At 58.2% G+C, this 17,101-nt stretch carries 15 protein-coding genes and 2 pseudogenes; 8 read left to right on the forward strand and 9 right to left on the reverse strand.

Annotated elements, in window-relative coordinates; genetic code table 11:
* Positions 1-4: 4 nt before the first annotated feature.
* From nikB to P0204_RS18775, 5 genes are all read right to left on the reverse strand, one after another.
* Positions 5-955, reverse strand: coding sequence for a nickel ABC transporter permease (nikB, locus tag P0204_RS18755; RefSeq protein WP_276224310.1), 951 nt, complete (start codon positions 953-955; stop codon positions 5-7).
* 84 nt (positions 956-1,039) lie between these two features.
* Positions 1,040-2,575 carry an ABC transporter substrate-binding protein gene (locus tag P0204_RS18760; RefSeq protein WP_379801933.1) on the reverse strand — a complete coding sequence of 512 codons (1,536 nt, stop codon included), beginning with the start codon at positions 2,573-2,575 and terminating at the stop codon, positions 1,040-1,042.
* Between the two features lie 170 nt (positions 2,576-2,745).
* Positions 2,746-3,513, reverse strand: a complete 768-nt coding sequence (locus P0204_RS18765) for an ATP-binding protein (protein WP_276224311.1) — start codon at positions 3,511-3,513, stop codon at positions 2,746-2,748.
* On the reverse strand, positions 3,510-3,770 hold the full coding sequence (locus P0204_RS18770) for a hypothetical protein (RefSeq protein WP_276224312.1): 261 nt from the start codon (positions 3,768-3,770) through the stop codon (positions 3,510-3,512). The genes P0204_RS18765 and P0204_RS18770 overlap by 4 nt, the downstream gene beginning before the upstream one ends.
* A gap of 2 nt (positions 3,771-3,772) precedes the next feature.
* Positions 3,773-5,041 carry a GTP-binding protein gene (locus P0204_RS18775; protein ID WP_276224313.1) on the reverse strand — a complete coding sequence of 423 codons (1,269 nt, stop codon included), beginning with the start codon at positions 5,039-5,041 and terminating at the stop codon, positions 3,773-3,775.
* A 64-nt stretch (positions 5,042-5,105) separates the two neighbouring features.
* Here P0204_RS18775 and P0204_RS18780 point away from each other — a divergent pair.
* From P0204_RS18780 to P0204_RS18795, 4 genes and pseudogenes are all read left to right on the forward strand, one after another.
* Positions 5,106-6,254: pseudogene (locus tag P0204_RS18780) on the forward strand (NAD(P)/FAD-dependent oxidoreductase).
* Between the two features lie 2 nt (positions 6,255-6,256).
* Entirely contained in the window at positions 6,257-6,442 is a 186-nt protein-coding gene (locus P0204_RS18785; protein WP_271963589.1) for a 30S ribosomal protein S14, read from the forward strand.
* Positions 6,435-8,144, forward strand: coding sequence for a nucleoside recognition domain-containing protein (locus P0204_RS18790; protein ID WP_276224314.1), 1,710 nt, complete (start codon positions 6,435-6,437; stop codon positions 8,142-8,144). The genes P0204_RS18785 and P0204_RS18790 overlap by 8 nt, the downstream gene beginning before the upstream one ends.
* 3 nt (positions 8,145-8,147) lie before the next feature.
* Positions 8,148-8,558 (forward strand): DUF7124 domain-containing protein, encoded by a 411-nt coding sequence (locus P0204_RS18795; RefSeq protein WP_276224315.1) that lies wholly within the window; start codon positions 8,148-8,150, stop codon positions 8,556-8,558.
* A 66-nt stretch (positions 8,559-8,624) separates the two neighbouring features.
* On the opposite strand, the gene P0204_RS18800 is transcribed toward P0204_RS18795, so the two are convergent.
* Positions 8,625-9,002 carry a cupin domain-containing protein gene (locus P0204_RS18800; RefSeq protein WP_276224316.1) on the reverse strand — a complete coding sequence of 126 codons (378 nt, stop codon included), beginning with the start codon at positions 9,000-9,002 and terminating at the stop codon, positions 8,625-8,627.
* Between the two features lie 198 nt (positions 9,003-9,200).
* Here P0204_RS18800 and P0204_RS18805 point away from each other — a divergent pair, with 198 nt between their 5' ends.
* From P0204_RS18805 to P0204_RS18815, 3 genes are all read left to right on the forward strand, one after another.
* Positions 9,201-10,808: a transposase gene (locus P0204_RS18805; protein WP_276224478.1), complete on the forward strand. Its 1,608-nt coding sequence runs from the start codon at positions 9,201-9,203 to the stop codon at positions 10,806-10,808.
* A 1,724-nt stretch (positions 10,809-12,532) separates the two neighbouring features.
* Complete coding sequence (locus P0204_RS18810) at positions 12,533-13,987, forward strand: APC family permease (RefSeq protein WP_276224317.1); 1,455 nt, start codon at positions 12,533-12,535, stop codon at positions 13,985-13,987.
* Between the two features lie 5 nt (positions 13,988-13,992).
* A complete protein-coding gene (locus tag P0204_RS18815) occupies positions 13,993-14,646 on the forward strand; it encodes a potassium channel family protein (protein ID WP_276224318.1) in 654 nt (217 codons plus the stop codon).
* 166 nt (positions 14,647-14,812) lie between these two features.
* Here P0204_RS18815 and P0204_RS18820 read toward each other — a convergent pair whose 3' ends face one another.
* The 3 genes from P0204_RS18820 to P0204_RS18830 all read right to left on the reverse strand — a co-directional run bounded on the left by P0204_RS18820 (position 14,813) and on the right by P0204_RS18830 (position 16,487).
* Positions 14,813-15,217 carry a helix-turn-helix domain-containing protein gene (locus P0204_RS18820; protein ID WP_276224319.1) on the reverse strand — a complete coding sequence of 135 codons (405 nt, stop codon included), beginning with the start codon at positions 15,215-15,217 and terminating at the stop codon, positions 14,813-14,815.
* A gap of 76 nt (positions 15,218-15,293) precedes the next feature.
* Entirely contained in the window at positions 15,294-16,322 is a 1,029-nt protein-coding gene (locus P0204_RS18825; protein ID WP_276224320.1) for a sulfite exporter TauE/SafE family protein, read from the reverse strand.
* 3 nt (positions 16,323-16,325) lie between these two features.
* On the reverse strand, positions 16,326-16,487 hold the full coding sequence (locus tag P0204_RS18830) for a DUF7512 family protein (RefSeq protein WP_276224321.1): 162 nt from the start codon (positions 16,485-16,487) through the stop codon (positions 16,326-16,328).
* Positions 16,488-16,867: 380 nt separating this feature from the next.
* Here P0204_RS18830 and P0204_RS18835 point away from each other — a divergent pair.
* Positions 16,868-17,083: pseudogene (locus P0204_RS18835) on the forward strand (universal stress protein); the annotation flags it as partial.
* Between the last annotated feature and the right edge of the window lie 18 nt (positions 17,084-17,101).

Raw genomic sequence — 17,101 nt, forward strand, 5'->3', positions numbered from 1 at the left:
TCGCTCACGTCAATTCACCCCCGAGATCGATCCGGGGATCGAGCCGGCTGTACGTCAGGTCGACCGCGAAGTTCGTCAGCACGAAGATGACACCGATTAGTAACGTCACGCCCTGCACGACCGGATAATCGCGTGCGAAGATGGCATCGACCAGTAGCGTCCCGAGTCCCGGACGCTGGAACACGACCTCGACGACGACTGCGCCGTTGAGGACGTAACTCAACTGGAGACCGACGATGGTCACGACGGGGACGAGCGCGTTCCGGAGCGCGTGCTTGTAGACCACGATCCGCTCGCGCAATCCTTTCGATCGAGCTGTTTGGACGTACGCTTCGTCGAGCACGTCGAGCATCGCCGTTCGAACCAGCCGGGCGATAACCGCGGCCATCCCGGACCCCAGCGTCAGCGCCGGGAGAACGAGATATTCGAGACCACCAGTGCCGGCGACGGGGAAGAGGTCGAGCCAGAGCGAACAGACGATGATGAGCAAGTAGCCCAGCCAGAAGTTCGGCATCGAGACGCCGACGAGCGCACCCATCTGTGCGGCGTAGTCGTTTCGGCTGCCCGGGTCGACCGCACTCGCGATTCCGGCCGGAATCGCGATAGCTATGGCGACGAGCATCGACGCGCCGGCAAGGACGAGTGTGTTGGGGATTCGCTGTGTGATCATCGCAGAGACCGCCTGGTCGCTGTAATACGACTGGCCGAGGTCACCTCGCAGTACTTCTCCCATCCAGTGGGCGTACTGGACCGGGAACGGGTCGTTGAGTCCTTCAGCTGCACGGAACTGTTCGACCGCTTCTTGAGATGGGCTCTGTCCACCCATTTGTTGTGCGAGGATCGTTCGCGCCGGATCTCCGGGGGTAACGAAGATCATCCCGTAGGTAAGGATTGAAACGCCGAACAGGACGACCCCCATCGTGAGGAGCCGCTTGAACAGATCCCGCCCATTCATCGCTCGTCAGTGCCCTCCTCCAGATGGTAACGGGCCTCCATCGGACGAGAAACCGAATTACTCCCGTTCTCGTTGGCGTTCATATCAGTCGCTACGGGAAATATCGGACCATTCGATCATGTTGTCGACCGGATGCCAGTCGATGCCGGAAACATCGGCCTGTCGACCGAAGACGGACTCGTTGTAGTACAGGGGGACGACCGCGCCGGTATCGACGACCCGTTGCTGAACGTCGCCGTAGTGCTCGCGCTTCGCTGCAGTCGTCTCGGCCCGGTACCCTTGTTCGATGAGGCGGTCGACTTCGGCGCCGGGGTTGTAGACGCCAGTCCCGTTCTGTTCGTGGAGCTTCCGATTGTCACTCCCCTCCGAGTGGAACATCGCCCTGACAAGGTAATCACAGGCGGCACTGTTCGACCCGAAGCTGACGAGCGTCAGGTTCGCCTCGCCTGACGTGAACGTGTCGTAGAACGACGCGGGGTCGACCTGTCGGATCTCGCTCGTGACACCGATCTCCTCAAACCAGCCTGAGAGCACCTGTGCGATCGTGGCGTCGTCGGTGTTCTCGCTGTTGACGAGGATCGACAGCGGTTCACCCCTGTATTTGGATTCCTCCACCAGCTCCTGTGCCCGGTCCCTGTCCGGGCCATACGTCGGAAGCTCATCGTGGATCGCCCACGGGATGATCGACGAAAACGGGCCTCGCGCCGGCTCACCGATCCCGTTCAGGACGTTCTCGACGATCTGCTCCTGATCGACGGCCCAGTTGAGGGCTTTGCGCAACCGTTCGTCGTCGGTCGGTGACTCGTAGAGGTTGACAGCGACGAGCCCCGCACTGGGGGTTAGATTGGTTTCGATCGCTGTCCCGGTCGCATCCCCGACGGTTGCAGCCTGACTCTTCGGGACTTTCTGTGCGACGTCGATCGATTCGTCCTGTAGCGACAGAACGCGCGTATTGGGGTCTTTGACCCACTCGAAGGTGAGTTCCGAGGGGTTCGCCCTTCCGTCTCGGTAGTTCTCGTACGGAGTGAGTGTGATCGACTGTTCCTCCTCGACGTTCGCGACTCGGAAGGGACCTGTTCCGACCGGTGACTCGGACGCGTCGGGGTGTTGGATACCGAAGTAGTGGTGAGAGATCGTCCCCGGGAACGCGGGGAACGGCTCCGTCGTTTGGAACTGAACGGTAGTGTCGTCTACCGCTGTGACGCCGTCCGGTTCGACCCCAATCCAACCCGGGACCCACGAGAACTGTTCGAACACCCGGTCGAACGAGCGGACGACGGCCTCGGCGGTTAGGGCGTCACCGTTGTGAAACGTAACGCCCTCCCGAAGCGAAAACTCCCAGGTCGTCTCGTCGACGGCCTCCCACTCGGTGGCCAGCAACGGTGCGGTCTCCATCTCGTCCGTCGTGTCCACGAGTGGCTCATACACATGCGTGTAGTACGGGGTTATCCCGCCGTAGGCATCCCACTTCTCCTCCGTCGGATCTCGGGCCAGAGCGACCGTGAACGACTCTTTGTCGGCTCCATCGCCGGCGAACACCGACTGACAGCCGGCAGCAGTAGCCGTCGCGCCAACTGCAAGGCCACCGAGTAACTGGCGTCGTGAAAGCGTCTGTTGCATCGTGATTAGCAATCCTAGAGCGAATAGTAATAAGAGTTGTTAATAACGACTATAGAGTTAATACGTCGCATAGTCTGATCGGGAGTGGGCCTCGACCATTGATTCGACTGTTCGTTGGACGGACGACGCAGTAGGAAAAGAAATCGAGGAGAGGATATAGGCAAACGGAGTCAGGTCCTGGGTGGTCGTGCACGGGCGAGGACGTGTCCGTCGTGACAGCGGCAGTTACACCGGAAGAAGTCTGCAGCGTAGCCCTTTTCGCGGAACGATCGAGCCACTGCCAGAGCCGATGCGTCACTCTCAACCTCGACATTGACAATCGATTGGTGACCACGGTCGAGGGTCGCCATCGCTTCGGCGGTGTCAAGCCGTTCGGGCTGGAGCGACTCCAACAGTATCGCCTCAGTCGTCCACTCTCCTAACTTTGGAACCGTTTCATCAGATATCGCCGCTGCGAGGGTGGTGTCTTCGTAGAAGTATTCCGCGAGTTCGGGACCGTCGAAATCCCTGAGTCTGTCACGGTAGCGCTCCTCGAAGCGATTGACGACGAGAAACACGTCGGAGTCGACCTGGTCTATCACGCGCTCGTAGGCAGCCACACGGTCCAGCATCGCTGGTGTCACGACGACGAAGACAGTATCGAGTGCGTCACCGGCAGTTTCGAGAGAATCCGTTCCCGGGGAGTGATCGACGACTGTCCAGTGGACGCCCAGCGGACCGACGTTCTCAGGCGAGGCCGACGGCTGTTCGAAAAACGTTGCGGCTTCCCCGACGATTGCAACGTCGGTCCGTTCGGAGAGTCGATTCGAGACCATCGTGGCGACGGTCGTTTTACCAGCGCCTTCGGGTCCAACGAACCCGATTCGCTGACGATCCACGTGGCGTTGTAGATCCTCGGTCGGCGTCTCCGTCGAGGGGGACTTCGGTTCAGAACTCATAGCTGTGCTTGCTCTCTGATGGCGGGGTCGACCGCCCGGCTCTCGGAAATCGTTTCGAGCGCCTCCGTCGCGCCGAGTGCTTTGAGTTCCCTAACAGCCGCTCGCCGGAGAGGGCCAGCGATGCCGTTGGTCTGCGTGAGTGTGCTGAGTTGGTCGACGGCACCTATCCGTCTCAGCTCACTGACCGCCTCTCGGCGCGTCTCACGGGAGGCAGACTTTGCGACGGACTGCTGGAATAGGGTTCGTTTGCTCGGCATGGTCAATCAGCCAACCCCACTTCTTCCGCGTCGTCAGCATCTGTCGCTTCCGTCTGTTCGTCCGCCGTTTCGAAGTCGAACGTCGGGAAGCGGTCCTCGAATGCATTCCAGTCGGCATCCATCTCCCTGTCGGTCAGTGTAGCTGCATCGAGATCCGTTCGGAGCGCATCGTGGTCCATGTCGGTACCGATGAGGACGAGTCGTGACGAGCGGTCGCCGTACTCGGGATGCCAGTTGGCTTCCAGTTCCGGCGACGCTTCGAGGTACTGGGCCTGTTCGTCCTCGGGAAGCGCTGCGATCCAGCGCCCTGCAGGTTCGAGTCGGATCGACTGTCCAGCGATGTCGATCCCCAGTGCCATATCCTCACGCCCCGCGAGCCAGAAGTGGCCCTTCGACCGGACCACATTCGTCGGAAACTCGTCCAGCAACTCGGCGAATCGTTCGGGGTGGAACGGTCGGCGGGACTCGAAAACGAACGAAGTGACGCCGTGCTCCTCCTCGGCAGACTCGTGGGGTTCCTGCAGTTCTTGCATCCAGCCCGCGGACTGACTCGCTGCTTCGAAATCGAACGGACCAGTATCGATGATCGTGTCCGGGTCGACGACACCGTGTTCGGTCCGGATGATCTCCGCGCGCGGTTGCAGCACTTCGATCATCTCTTCGATCTCGTCGAGCGTCTCCTCGTCGACGAGGTCACACTTGTTCAACAGGAGAACGTCACAGAACTCGATCTGTTCGACCAAGAGGCTTCCAAGGTCCTTCTCGGTGTCGCCGTCCATCAGCGATTCCTTCGAATCGAACGTCGTCCAGAACTGGTGGGAATCGACCACGGTGACCGTCGTGTCGAGTTCGTAGTAGTCCATCACCTCGATGCCGGTCTCCTCGTAGAACTCCGTGGAGTCGAGGTCTCCCTGGTCGAATCCCATGGTGAGCGTCTGGGCGACGGGCAACGGTTCGGCGACGCCAGTCGACTCGATGACCAGGTAGTCGAACTCACGGGCTTGTGCGAGCTTCGCGAGTGCGTCCAGCAGGTCGCCGCGTAGCTCACAGCAGATACAGCCGTTCGACAGTTCGATCAGGTCCTCGTCGTCCTCCGAGATGTCCGAGTGTTCGGCGACGCGCTCGGCGTCGACGTTCACCTCGCCCATGTCGTTGACGAGGACCGCGACGTCCAGGTCCGTTCGCGTGTTCAGGAGGTTGTTCAGCACGGTCGTCTTGCCCGCGCCGAGGTTGCCGCTCAGCACGGTGACGGGAATCGTCTCTCGACTCATCTGTTATTAAGACTAGAGAGTATATTATTTATAATTGGCTATCCACTACCCTATATTGTTAACAGTGACATTCGAAGAAGCCCGTAAACACGAGTCGCTCGACGTAGCGATTGTCGGGGCAGGTGCCGCAGGCGTCGGTCTTGGGGCCGTCCTCGCGGATCTGGGTCTCGACTCCTACGCCATCCTCGAGCGAGGCGAAGTCGGGGCGTCGTTCCAACAGTGGCCAGAAGAGATGCGCCTCATCACGCCATCGTTTCCCAGCAACAGCTTCGGCTGCCGCGACCTCAACGCCGTCACCACTGACACCTCACCCGCATTTGCACTCGACCGTGAACACCCGACCGGCGGAGAGTACGCCGAATATCTCCAAGGAGTCGTCGAGTTTCACGACTTACCCGTCCGAACCGGTGTCGAGGTGGAATCGGTACAGCGACACGACGACGGATTCATACTCCACACGTCTACTGGCGTCATCCACAGTCGATTCGTCATCTAGGCAGCCGGGCAGTTCGGGCAACCGAACGACGATCCGTTCCCCGGCGCGAACCACTGCGTCCACAACTCCCGAGTCGAATCCTGGAGTGCGTTCGCCGACGAGTGCGTCGAGGACCCCATCGTCGTCGTCGGCGGGTACGAGAGCGGTATCGACGCGGCACTTGCACTTGCCGACCTGGGTCACGAAGTGCTCGTCGTCGACGAGGACGGGCCGTGGCAGTTCCGGGGACCGGATCCGAGCGAAGTACTCTCCCCATACACGAGCCAGCGGTTGCAGGACGCATTCGAACACGACGCACCGATCGCCCTCGAAGACGGAATCCGAGTCGAGCGCGTCGACGTCGAGGAGGGGACGTTCGACGTACTCGGGACCGACGGCGCGTCGTTTAGGACACGGAATCGGCCAGTGCTCGCGACTGGATTCGAGAGCGGACTCGGCCTCGTCGACGAATACTTCGAGTTTGAGAATGGCCAGCCCCAGTTGACCGAACGGGACGAGTCGACCATCACTCCCGGCCTGTTTCTCGCCGGTCCAAAGGTCGCGCACAACGGCCAGCAGTTCTGCTTCATCTACAAATTCAGACAGCGCTTCGCCGTCGTGGCTGACGAAATCGCCTCCAGACTCGACGTCGACCGCACTCCCCTCGACGAGTACCGTGAGAAGGGCATGTTCCTCGAGGACTTGTCCTGCTGCGAACCCGACATGTGCGACTGCTAATCATGACACGAGATACTCCGCAGAAAGACAGTGGAACTGAGCAGTCGAACGATTCGAGAGACGACGACCGACACGTCTGCCGGATGACGGGACGCGAACAGGGTCTCGTCGGTAAGTACGACATCTGGCTCTGCCGGCAATCGTTCCGGGAACTGGCTCCGAAGATGGGGTTCAAAAAATATGACTGACGCACGGAACGTCACTGACAACGTCCCATCGACCGAGAACGACGGGAAGGAAACCGTCGTGGTCGTCGGCAAGGAGAGCGTCGGGAAATCGGAACTCGTCGCTGGCCTCTCCGGGACGACGCCGACGACCGGGAACTTTCGCGGAACGACCGTCGATATCGAGCGATACGAGTCAGACGAGTTCGTCCTCGTCGACACACCCGGCATCCTGCTCGGGACGGACACCGAGACCACTCGGACGGCGATCAGCGCCGTCGAAGAGACCGAGACCGTGTTACTCGTCGTTCGCGCGACGAACATCGACGACGATCTCGAAGACCTGCTGCCGCTGGTGCAGGGAAAGGTCGGCGCCATCGCAGTGACGTTCTGGGACAAAGTGGAGAATTCGACCGAAGCACGCACTGAACTGAACGCGCTCGCCGACGATCTCGGAGTTCCGCTCGCTCCAGTGGACGCGCGAAACGTCTCCCGCGTCGCAACTGACGGCGGCGGCACTGCAATCGACGGAACCGACCACAAGCAGCTCGTCAACGCGCTCCGCGACGTCGACGAGTTCCCGGGGCGGGTTCACCGACAGACGGGGATTCATCTCGACCCGCCGGAGACGATTATCGAACATCCGCTTCTCGGTCCGTTCGTCAGTATCGTCTTGCTCCTGTTGCCAGCCGCGGTCGCAGTTCACTTCGCAAACGCTGTGGCTGCCGAACTCTCTCCCCGAGTGAGTTCCCTCCTGGAACCCGCAGTCCAGTGGGCCAACGATCTTCCAGGACCCCTCGCTGCAGTGTTGGGTGGAGACTACGGCCTGCTCTCGATGGGGCCGTTCCTGTTCGTCTGGGCTGGGCCGACGATTCTCATCTTTGCGGTCTTCATGGCCGCCTACAAGAAGAGCGGGCTCGTTACGCGAATCACGGCGTCACTCCACCCACACCTTCGGCGCGTGGGTCTCACCGGTCGGGATCTCGTTCGAGTGGTCATGGGATTCGGTTGTAACGTCCCGGCGGTCACCAGCACTCGAGGATGTTCGGACTGTACGCGTCGGACGACAGTCTCGGCGATTGGGTTCGGCTCGGCCTGCTCGTATCAGTTCCCCGCGACGCTCGCTGTGTTCGCAGCCGTCGAGATGCCGTGGCTCGTTCTCCCGTACGTCGGGATTCTCACGGTCACGACACTCGTCTATGCGCGCCTGATCGCACCCGAGCGTGCGCGAACAGCGTCACTCGCCACCGAAAACCGTGCGTTCCTCCAGTGGCCGAACTGGCAGTCTGTGTGGCGCGAGACCAGAACCGTGGTTCGGAGTTTCTTCCTGAAGGCGCTCCCTGTCTTCGCCGGGATCGTCCTCGTCGCATCACTGCTGGCCTACTTTGGAGTCCTGGATGTGATGGGTGAAGCTCTCGGACCAGTGATGGGACTGTTCAACCTCCCCGGTGAGACAGCACTTGTCGTCGTGATGGGGTCGATCCGGAAGGACGGTCTGCTCCTGTTACAGTCGGATGGCCTCAGTGCGACGCTGTCCGCAATGAGCCCCATACAGGTACTGACCGCCGTCTACCTAGCCGGGGTGCTACTTCCGTGCCTGGTGACGGCGATTACGGTCGCGAAGGAGCTCTCCCCGAGGTACGCTGGTCGGATGCTGCTCCGGCAGGCAGCAGCTGCCATCGGTTTCTCGCTACTCATCGGATGGGGTGGTGCCGTCCTCTTCTAATCGATGACCACCGACACCATGACGCTCGCGTTCGAGCTTGCGGCGCTTCAGCAGGTTCGTGAGCCACAGGCGGTTGTCGTCGATGCACGCCGATGGGCGCAGAACGTCGGTCTCGTCTCGATCGATTCCTGCGCCGCTCACGCCTTTAGTGCCAAGCACCTCATTCGTCGAGACTTCCAGATAGCGCCGACCACCTCGAACTTCCAGCACCTCTCTAGCCGGGTCACGACCGAGAGACACGTTCTGGTCGGAGAGGCTCCTGACCGTCCAGATTACCTTCCTCAGCAGCACTGGGAGTATTTCGCTTTCGCGGACGCTGCGAGTGCTGCCAGCTGGGAACTCGACAACAATGAGACCACGTCACGGAAGCAGGTGACCGCCTGGTTAGCTCGTGTATTCAGGAGTAAAGGGTGAGAGATACCGTTAGGAGAGGGCCTCAAGAGTAAAGATAGCCGAGTATCAGATGTCTATCGTCTGGATCTATCCCTGGAATCCAGTGAGGTTCCAAGCATCATCTGAACTCCCGGAGGAATCGAATTCGGGGGCGCTAATCAGGACGAAGGCACTTTCCTCCTCACCGTTCCTGATCTGCCTCGTTGCCTCGGGCGCAATCCAGACAGCATCTCCCTCTTCAACAGGAACCGATTCTTGATCAACTCGAACTTCGGCAGTCCCACTGACCAACACGTAGACTTCCTCGTGCTCGTCATCGACATGGTCGTGTGGTTCGCTGTTCCATCCTGGTGGACATCGGGAGAAGGTCACGCCGACCTGTCGACAGCCGAGCGGTTCACTCAGGAAATGCTTCGCATCTGAAACCTGTTCGACGTCCTCGTAATTCACCTTCCGATAGCTCATACCAGAAGTTCCGAGATGAAGGTATTAATACTCTATGTCGAATTAGCTATTATTGATAACAATGGGAAGAATAGTAATATTCGCTTTTCTAGTAGTCCGAGATCGTCGTGTAAACGAGCAGTATCTAAATCCGCGGGTAGCGCCACAGAACAGACGTTTCCGCGGCCACTTTTGTCGAACCAATCTTATCGAGAATTAATGGGGGAGTCACTGGACCCGCTTTCTGACCGTGCCTGCCGGATGACCGACGCCTACAACACAGGAATCGAAATCACTGAGCAGCTGCGAGAAGGTGACTCCCTGCTATTGAGCGTTGCAGATAGTTCAATCCAGACGGAATACCTCAACGATAGCTATCCAGAGTGGCATCCTGCTCCACACTCCTTTCTCGGAATGGTTCGGCTCCTCATCTACCGAGAGGCAACAGGTGAGAGCTATCGAGCGCTGGCTCGGTACCAAGAACTCGCCGGACCACTCGATTTGGAACACATCCCCGATGAATCCGTGTTGTCCCGAACGTGGCGGAAACGCTTCGACGACGGCGTTCGGGAGTTCGTCCAGATTGCTTCGCACTTCGTCATTAAACAATCTCACGACCGCGAGTTTTCAGCTCCCGCTGTCCGGCCGAAAGCAGAGATCGTCGACGAAGTGGACCCCTCCACTGATGATGAGACGGCTGGGTGTGAATTCTCCGACAAGCAAATCTACCGGACGACTCGACTCGCTCGTGATCACGGCTTCGATGAGTTTGATTCCGGTCGCGCTGCGAACACGACCTACGAAGACACGCAGTTCTTCGAATTGCAGACGTTCATGGGAATGGTCAACTGCGGGACGCCGCAAGGAGCGGCTCGGTTTCAGTATCGACACGGCTCGGACAGCAGTCCACACGGCGATACGCATCTTAGAACGATCAAACAGTTTGCGCCAGGGGAGCTGATCGATGGATTCGATGCAGTGGCCGATCGACTGCTCTCGGTCATCGAATCCGAAGCATCGTTCCGTCGGCCGGTGACAGCTGCAATCGACATCACGACCGTCCCGTACTATGGCGATGTCGAGGGAATGGCGATGGTCAGCGGGCTCAGTCATAAGGAGCGAGCCTTCAAATTCGCTACCCTGTCGATCGTTGGGCTCAATGTCCCACTCATTCTGGCCGTCGAACCTGTCCGAGAGAGTTCAGCGTGGGACGGGAACCCGCCCAATCAGATCCACCGTGTCGTCCGTCGGTTGGTTCGGCGAGCTAAGCAGCACGTTCCAATCGAGACAGTGCTCTGCGACCGCGAGTTCGACTCGATGCGTGTCTTTCAGACGTTGTCCAATCTCGGTGTGAACTATCTCATCCCGAAGCGAATCACCAGTACGGAGAAGGAGGTGATCGAGACGATGGAGAGTGATGGAGAAGACGTAGCCGTCGAATCGGCCTCTGTACACGTTGAGTCGGGAGAGCACTCAATGCAGTTTCTGTACGTCCCGTCGACAAAAGGCGAGGGAACGACTGTCTTCGCCACGAATCTCCGAGTCGGACCGGAGGAAGCCGAGTCGTTCTGTCGGCGGTACAGCCGCCGCTGGCAGATCGAAAGCGAGTACAAATCCATCAAGCACGACTTCCTGGCGAAGACGTCGTCGAAGGACTACCGCGTGCGTCTGTTCTACTTCGTGTTCGCAGTACTACTCTACAATATCTGGCGGCTGACCGACTTCCTGCTGAAAGCGGGTGTCGACAGCGAGATGGAGTACGCGCCGGTCCTAACCGCAGGTGAGTGTGTTGAGATTGTTGTCTCGGCGTTGATCCCGCCTGACTGACGGGCTGAACCCCCACTGAGTCCGCAGCTCACCAGTAGCTACGCTGTTAGACATCGCTAGAATGCACGGTTTTTCTCACATCTATCTAACAGAGTCGGAGTTGAAGGTTCGATATCGGCGGTTGATCGTAGGGAAATAATCCGAGACGACAGCAATTTGGCCCAGAAATATCTCATCCTCCGAAACTGTGAACTTCCAACGTTCACAAATTCCTATAGCGCTATACAGTTTATAATTCTGGATATTGGGGTAGAAGCGGTGTAGAAGGCTTGGAAATGGCGATTTGTGGTATAGCCGTTACACTGCACATTAAACCAATAATGTGCTGTGGGTTCGAGGAGGCCGCCGCCCTTTGGGAAACGTGAAAGCTGCAACCCCCTCATGAGGCCGCTTCCCCAGGGGAAATCCTGCGAATATACGTCTGTCCGCTCGAATCCAGGGACCAAGACGAGATCTATTAGCTTCAGGTCAATCAGACACCAAAGATACCGATCCGGCTCCGTTGCTTCTCTTCTTCATATATCTCCTCTCTCGAAACAGCTGTTCGCTGATGACTGCGAATCTATTGCCCCGCAAGTTCTATCATCTAACCAACTGGACTTGGAGATATGGACACCAGCCCTTTCACTGAGAGCATATCCGGTATGCTCGTGTACTTCCTCTTTTTACTCGTAGCAGTGCTCCTTGGCCCGCTTGAAGCAGTACTGGGTTTGGCACTTTATTGGTTACTCGGAGACGATGAGAAACAGAGACAGTCACCCAGTTGAACATCGTTACCCGTTCCGCTAGTGCTGTATGAATATGCTGTATTGATCGCAGCCGGATCAGCACGTATCACTGACTGAGGATTTCAACAGAGCCACCGATCCCAAATGACGAGTTCCGATCTAGCAGTAGGGATTGGTTGTCGCTTTCTAGTGACAATTGATAGGAATACTGGCGCTATGCCAGCTGACGAGATCGACGGTAGATTCTCCAACGAGGGCATCGATGCTTAGATGAAGACTACAGTTAGCCCTATTGAGTCAGTGACTGGCCAGCAAGACGAGTTTTGGATCTGAATTAGCTTATTAAGTAAGCCGATATTACATATAATCTATTTATACGAGTGGATCGTGTGACGGCACATGAGCCACGAGACGGTTGATCAGATTCGAGGGGGTAGAGTCTGTTTCTGTGACTGACTGTCTGTAGGGGTGTGAGCGGTTTCTGGCATTCTTTACCCATCACGCACTAATGTGCTAAGGATTAGAGGAGAGCCGCCACTTCTAATCTCCACCGGGGGCTGTACTGAGTCGGTCCGAAACCAAACCACCGTGAGTTCGGAACACCCAACCGTGGGCTACACTGTCTGTGACCGTGTGAACCCCACGATTTCACTCCTGGGTGAACTCAGCTCGTGTTCATACTTTGTTCTGTAAAGCTGAGCTCGGCGCTCGGGTTGAGCAGACCGGCGGAAGGCAAGCCTTCTATTGGTCAACCCGGTCGCAGGCCCGCTGTCAGCTTTCGAAGACTGCAAAAATAGTTTCGATATTCATATATTTTCGATCTGCCGTTGGTCCTACGCAGTTGGAGCATGGATCTTGAGAGGTGGAGCACCCTCCAGGGGGATTATCAAATACCTGTACCATTCCCAGTCTGAAAGATTCACCCATGGTAGTTTATTCACCTAAATGGGTTACATCCCGTACGATGCACGCCCAGCGAAAAGGTGATTCTGAGTAATGAGTGGGAGTCAGACCCGATCACCGGAGGCCGAACTCGGGTTGCTCGACGCGACGATGATCGGTATGGGGGCGATGATTGGTGCCGGCATCTTCGTGTTGACGGGGTTAGCCGCCGAGATTGCTGGCCCGGCAGCAATCCTCGTCTTTACACTGAACGGTGTCGTCACAGCATTTACCGGTCTCTCGTACGCGGAACTGGCCGCCTCAATCCCGAAAAGCGGCGGCGGCTACGCCTTTGTCCGGGAAATCTTTGCAGACCTCCCCTCGTTTATGATGGGCTGGATGCTCTGGTTCGCTTATATGATAGCGGGAGGGCTGTACGCACTGGGCTTCGCGCCAAACTTCCTTGAACTGTTGCACGTCTATGGCGTCGTCCCGCCGCCAGACGAGGTTGGTGCTGTCGTGGTGCCGGTCGTAGACGCGGGGGTACCGCTCGCGTTCATGCTGGCGTTCGTCGCCGTTCTGGGATTGGTGGCGCTTAACGCTGTCTCGACGGCTGCGAGTGGCAGTGCCGAGACGATATTCACTATTATCAAGGTGACCATTTTGCTCGTGTTCGTCGGCTTCGGTCTCGCGTCGCCAATGTTTTCTGGGGCCGAGTTCCAGCCGCTGTTCCCCGAGGGAGCTGGCGCGGTCGCTGTCCTTCCGGCCATGGGGCTTACGTTCATCGCCTTTGAGGGATACGACCTCATCACGACTGTCACTGAAGAAGTCCAGAATCCCCGTGAGAACATCCCGAAAGCGATCTTTCTGAGCCTGATTGCGACCGTGATTGTCTATCTCGCTGTCGTAACGGTCGCTGTTGGTACGCTCGGGGCAGAGGGACTCGCTGAGGCCGGCGAGGCAGGTATTGCCGCGGCGGCCACGTCGTTTATGCCGACTGGACTGCCGATAATCCAGAACGGCGGGGCGCTCATTGTTTTCGGGGCAGTCTTCTCGACGCTGACTGCCCTCAACGCGGTTGTCATCGCCTCCTCGCGGGTAGCGTTTTCGATGGGTCGAGAGGGACAGCTGTTGCCCTCCTTCGGCCAGATTCACCACCGATACGGGACGCCGTTCGTGGCAATCCTCGCCAGCGCAGTAGTGATGCTCGGGTCGGTGGCACTACCGACACAGAGCGCCGGTAATATGGCCAGCCTGTTCTTCCTGCTGTCGTTTATTATCGTCAACGTCGCCGTAATCAGGCTCCGGCGGGAGCGACCGAACATGAACCGTCCGTACGAGATGCCGTTCTATCCGGCACCGCCGGTCATCGGCGTCGTGCTCAATCTCGTTCTGGCCGCGGTGCTCGTCGAGTACCTGATTCGGACGGACCCTCTAGCCTTGGTGCTCAGCGTAGTGTGGCTCCTCCTTGGTGGCGTCACCTACGTCGCACTTGAGCGATTGCGAGCCCAACCCGACCACAGACCGACAGATGCTGAGACGGAAGTCATCTCGGAGGCCGAAGACTAAAACACATGACCAGAGATCTCGACATCATCATCGCCGGTGGCGGACGCGTCGGTTTCCAGACAGCCGAAATACTTGCTGACCTCGGTCACGACGTAACGATAATCGAACAGGACGAGAGACTCGTCTCGGATATCGCCGACGAGTGGATTGCGACCGTCATAGAAGGGGATGCGACCAATCCCGACATTATCGAACAGGCCGGTATTGAGCAGGCCGATGTAATCGGCGCGCTCACGGGCGAAACCGGGTTGAATCTCGCGGTGTGTCTCGCCGCCACGGAGCTGTCTCCCAGCATCCGGACGGTGGCTCGTATCGACCGCGCGGCCGGTGAGTCCTACACTCGGTTTGTAGACGCAGTACTGTTCCCCGAGCGGGCGGGTGCTCGAGTGGCGGCAAACGAGATTCTCGGCAGCGACGTACAAACGTTGGCGGACGTGACAGGTACACTCGATATCATGCTTATCCGGGTCACCGAAGGGGCGCCGGCCGCAGGAAAACAACTGGCCGACGTGCGCTTTCCCGAAGGGACGCTGATTGTCTCCGACGCCGACGGCAACCGAATCGCCCGGCCCGACACGACGCTGACACCCGGCAGCCGGTACGTCGTCGCGCTCGAATCGGACGTCGCCGACGAAGTCATGAATCTGATGCGGGGTTAGAAACCGCCTCGTTTCGAAGAGGAGGCGAGTTTGTCAGAGCAGTCTGTTCTGACTGCTGCATATGGGTACAACGGGTAACGGCTAGGATGCGGACATCCCGCTATCTGGAAACTCGGTTCGACGAGAACCGAGTAACCCGCAAAGAGCAGTCTAAAAGTTAGCCGGGTTAGCTTTCGATTTGTGGGGGCGACTCGGTTTCGTTCTCGTACTTCGTCTCGAACTCTTGGATGAGCTGTCCCATCTTGGCATACCAGTCGTTGAGCATCCGTTGCATCTCTCCTGCAATCTTCGAGGGGTCGGTGGGCCGGTAGACGTGGTAGTAGCCGCCGTGGTCGTAGTTGATCTGTTCTTTCTGGATGAAGCCGGTCTGGAGCAGGCGCTGTACTGCCCGGTAGGCGGTCGACCGTTCTCTGTCGACGGCTTCTGCTATCTCGTCGACGGTGAGTGGCTCCTCGGCAGTGACGAGCGCCCAGAAACACTCCTTGTCGAGTTCCTTGAGGCCGTGGAAGCACTCTAGCAGCCCCTCACACTGCATATCCTGTTGTAGTTGTTCGCTCATCGAGTCTGGCATTGATATAGTTGAAAAGAGGTGTGCTGGCAGTAAAAAGATTTGTGTGTGGTTTACACAATTGTGCGCGACAACTTCTTCAGGTAGGTGAGGACGACTGACCGTCCGCCCGGAGCGCAGTTATGCTGCTGTAGACGACGGCCCCGCTGACCAGTAGCGCGGAGCCGAGGATGAGTACCAGACTGACCGTATTGAGCACGTCGATACCGTAGACGTTTCCGATTTCACGAACTGCAACAGCTAGCGCGCCACCGAGCAGCATCAGCCCGAAGTAGATCTTGATGTCGTCTTCGTCGACGATACTCGTCGCGGCCGAGCCCACACGGGCACCGAAGGCGCTCCCTGCAAGCAGCGGGAGGACGATCGAGAGGTCGACACCGCCGTCCAGTGCGTACAGGAAGCTCCCGAGACCGCCCGAAAAGACGATTTCGAAGAGGTCTGTCCCGACGGCGATGGGAACTGGCACGCCGATGAGGTAGAACAATGCGGGCATACGAATGAACCCACCCCCGACACCGAGGAAGCCTGAGAGCAGTCCGGTGACGAACGCGACGGCTAGTATCAGCCACAGCGAGACGCTAACGTCCCCACGTAGCGATATCATCGGTGGGGCGTTGTACGACTGAATCTTCTTGGCGATGTCCGGGATGTCGTCGGGGTCAACCTTCGCGTCCGCGGCGTCGTGATCGATACCACCATCATTGTCGCCACCTCGCAGCGCCTCGTACGTGACGAAAGCGCCGATACCGCCCAGCAGGACAACGTACGTGACGCTGATGATGCTGCCAGCCATCCCAAGGGTCTCGAGGTGGAGGACAATCTCTTTCCCGACTTCGATGCCGGCGGTTGTGCCCGCGATCATCAGTATCCCCAGCTTGTAGTCTACCTGTCCCATGTCGCGGTGTTTCAGCGTCGCAATGACCGAGGTTCCGAAGACGAACGCGAGTCCGCTCCCCACGGCGACCCGTGTAGGATAACCCATCACCAACAGTGCCGGCGTGACCAGAAACGAGCCGCCCATCCCGAAAAAGCCGAAGAGGACGCCGATGAGGAGACCGAACCCGATGAACAGCACGAACACCGCCAGACTGAGTCCCAGTATCTCCATCCGTCACTCCCCTTTGAGTTGTGTGACCACACGGTCTCCGAATGCCTGTTCGAGCGCGCCGTAGCCGACGTAGAGGACCGCAGCCTCTAGGAGCACTGCGCCGATGAGCATCGCTGCGTCGGCACCGCCTGCGCCCATCGATGCGAATGCCGCGAGGTCTACCATCGGTACCCGCCTCCTGAATTGTGCTGTCGTGTGCATATCATACTTTTCTGATTAGTCCACCCTAGCCGGAGGGTACTGATAACGGTTTTGGGTAGAAAAAACAATATTACTACAGGGTATCACACCGCTATCCCACGGAAATATCTGTATACATTATACAGATATCTGGAAGCTCCGTTAGCCGTTCTAAAACCACTTTATCGGGCGTAATTAAGTTGCGCGCGCCGTTCTCCAACGCGCTCCCGAGTGGATATCAGTCTGGCAGGACCCCGTGTTACGACTACAAGCGCAGCCAACATTTTACAGTCTATTACCCTTCTCTCGCACACTAATATTGTACATATAAAACAATATTAATGGTCGGCCACGTACAGTCGAATATGAGGGCCATCTATGCGACAGCCCTCTCGGCGGCGAGTGAAGCGGCGATACAGAACGAGACGTGTCTGGACTGTCTCGGCCGCATCGGTGTCGACACCATCCACCTCGTCACGGTCATCCCATCGAACGTCCACGTGGGAATGAACTTCAGCAAGCGGCGCGAACAGAAGCTGGCGCGCTATCAGAACGTGATGGAGAACGCTGGGTTCGACATCTACCTCGTCCCGCCGCTA

Source organism: Haloarcula halophila (genome assembly GCF_029278565.1).
In the GTDB taxonomy this organism is placed as follows: domain Archaea; phylum Halobacteriota; class Halobacteria; order Halobacteriales; family Haloarculaceae; genus Haloarcula; species Haloarcula halophila.

What these genes read in the sequence shown, in the direction of transcription:
- nikB (WP_276224310.1), bottom strand. Translation starts at nt 955, where the DNA reads ATGAATGGGCGGGATCTGTTCAAGCGGCTCCTCACGATGGGGGTCGTC.
- P0204_RS18760 (WP_379801933.1), bottom strand. Translation starts at nt 2,575, where the DNA reads ATGCAACAGACGCTTTCACGACGCCAGTTACTCGGTGGCCTTGCAGTT.
- P0204_RS18765 (WP_276224311.1), bottom strand. Translation starts at nt 3,513, where the DNA reads ATGAGTTCTGAACCGAAGTCCCCCTCGACGGAGACGCCGACCGAGGAT.
- P0204_RS18770 (WP_276224312.1), bottom strand. Translation starts at nt 3,770, where the DNA reads ATGCCGAGCAAACGAACCCTATTCCAGCAGTCCGTCGCAAAGTCTGCC.
- P0204_RS18775 (WP_276224313.1), bottom strand. Translation starts at nt 5,041, where the DNA reads ATGAGTCGAGAGACGATTCCCGTCACCGTGCTGAGCGGCAACCTCGGC.
- P0204_RS18785 (WP_271963589.1), top strand. Translation starts at nt 6,257, where the DNA reads ATGACACGAGATACTCCGCAGAAAGACAGTGGAACTGAGCAGTCGAAC.
- P0204_RS18790 (WP_276224314.1), top strand. Translation starts at nt 6,435, where the DNA reads ATGACTGACGCACGGAACGTCACTGACAACGTCCCATCGACCGAGAAC.
- P0204_RS18795 (WP_276224315.1), top strand. Translation starts at nt 8,148, where the DNA reads ATGACCACCGACACCATGACGCTCGCGTTCGAGCTTGCGGCGCTTCAG.
- P0204_RS18800 (WP_276224316.1), bottom strand. Translation starts at nt 9,002, where the DNA reads ATGAGCTATCGGAAGGTGAATTACGAGGACGTCGAACAGGTTTCAGAT.
- P0204_RS18805 (WP_276224478.1), top strand. Translation starts at nt 9,201, where the DNA reads ATGGGGGAGTCACTGGACCCGCTTTCTGACCGTGCCTGCCGGATGACC.
- P0204_RS18810 (WP_276224317.1), top strand. Translation starts at nt 12,533, where the DNA reads ATGAGTGGGAGTCAGACCCGATCACCGGAGGCCGAACTCGGGTTGCTC.
- P0204_RS18815 (WP_276224318.1), top strand. Translation starts at nt 13,993, where the DNA reads ATGACCAGAGATCTCGACATCATCATCGCCGGTGGCGGACGCGTCGGT.
- P0204_RS18820 (WP_276224319.1), bottom strand. Translation starts at nt 15,217, where the DNA reads ATGCCAGACTCGATGAGCGAACAACTACAACAGGATATGCAGTGTGAG.
- P0204_RS18825 (WP_276224320.1), bottom strand. Translation starts at nt 16,322, where the DNA reads ATGGAGATACTGGGACTCAGTCTGGCGGTGTTCGTGCTGTTCATCGGG.
- P0204_RS18830 (WP_276224321.1), bottom strand. Translation starts at nt 16,487, where the DNA reads ATGGTAGACCTCGCGGCATTCGCATCGATGGGCGCAGGCGGTGCCGAC.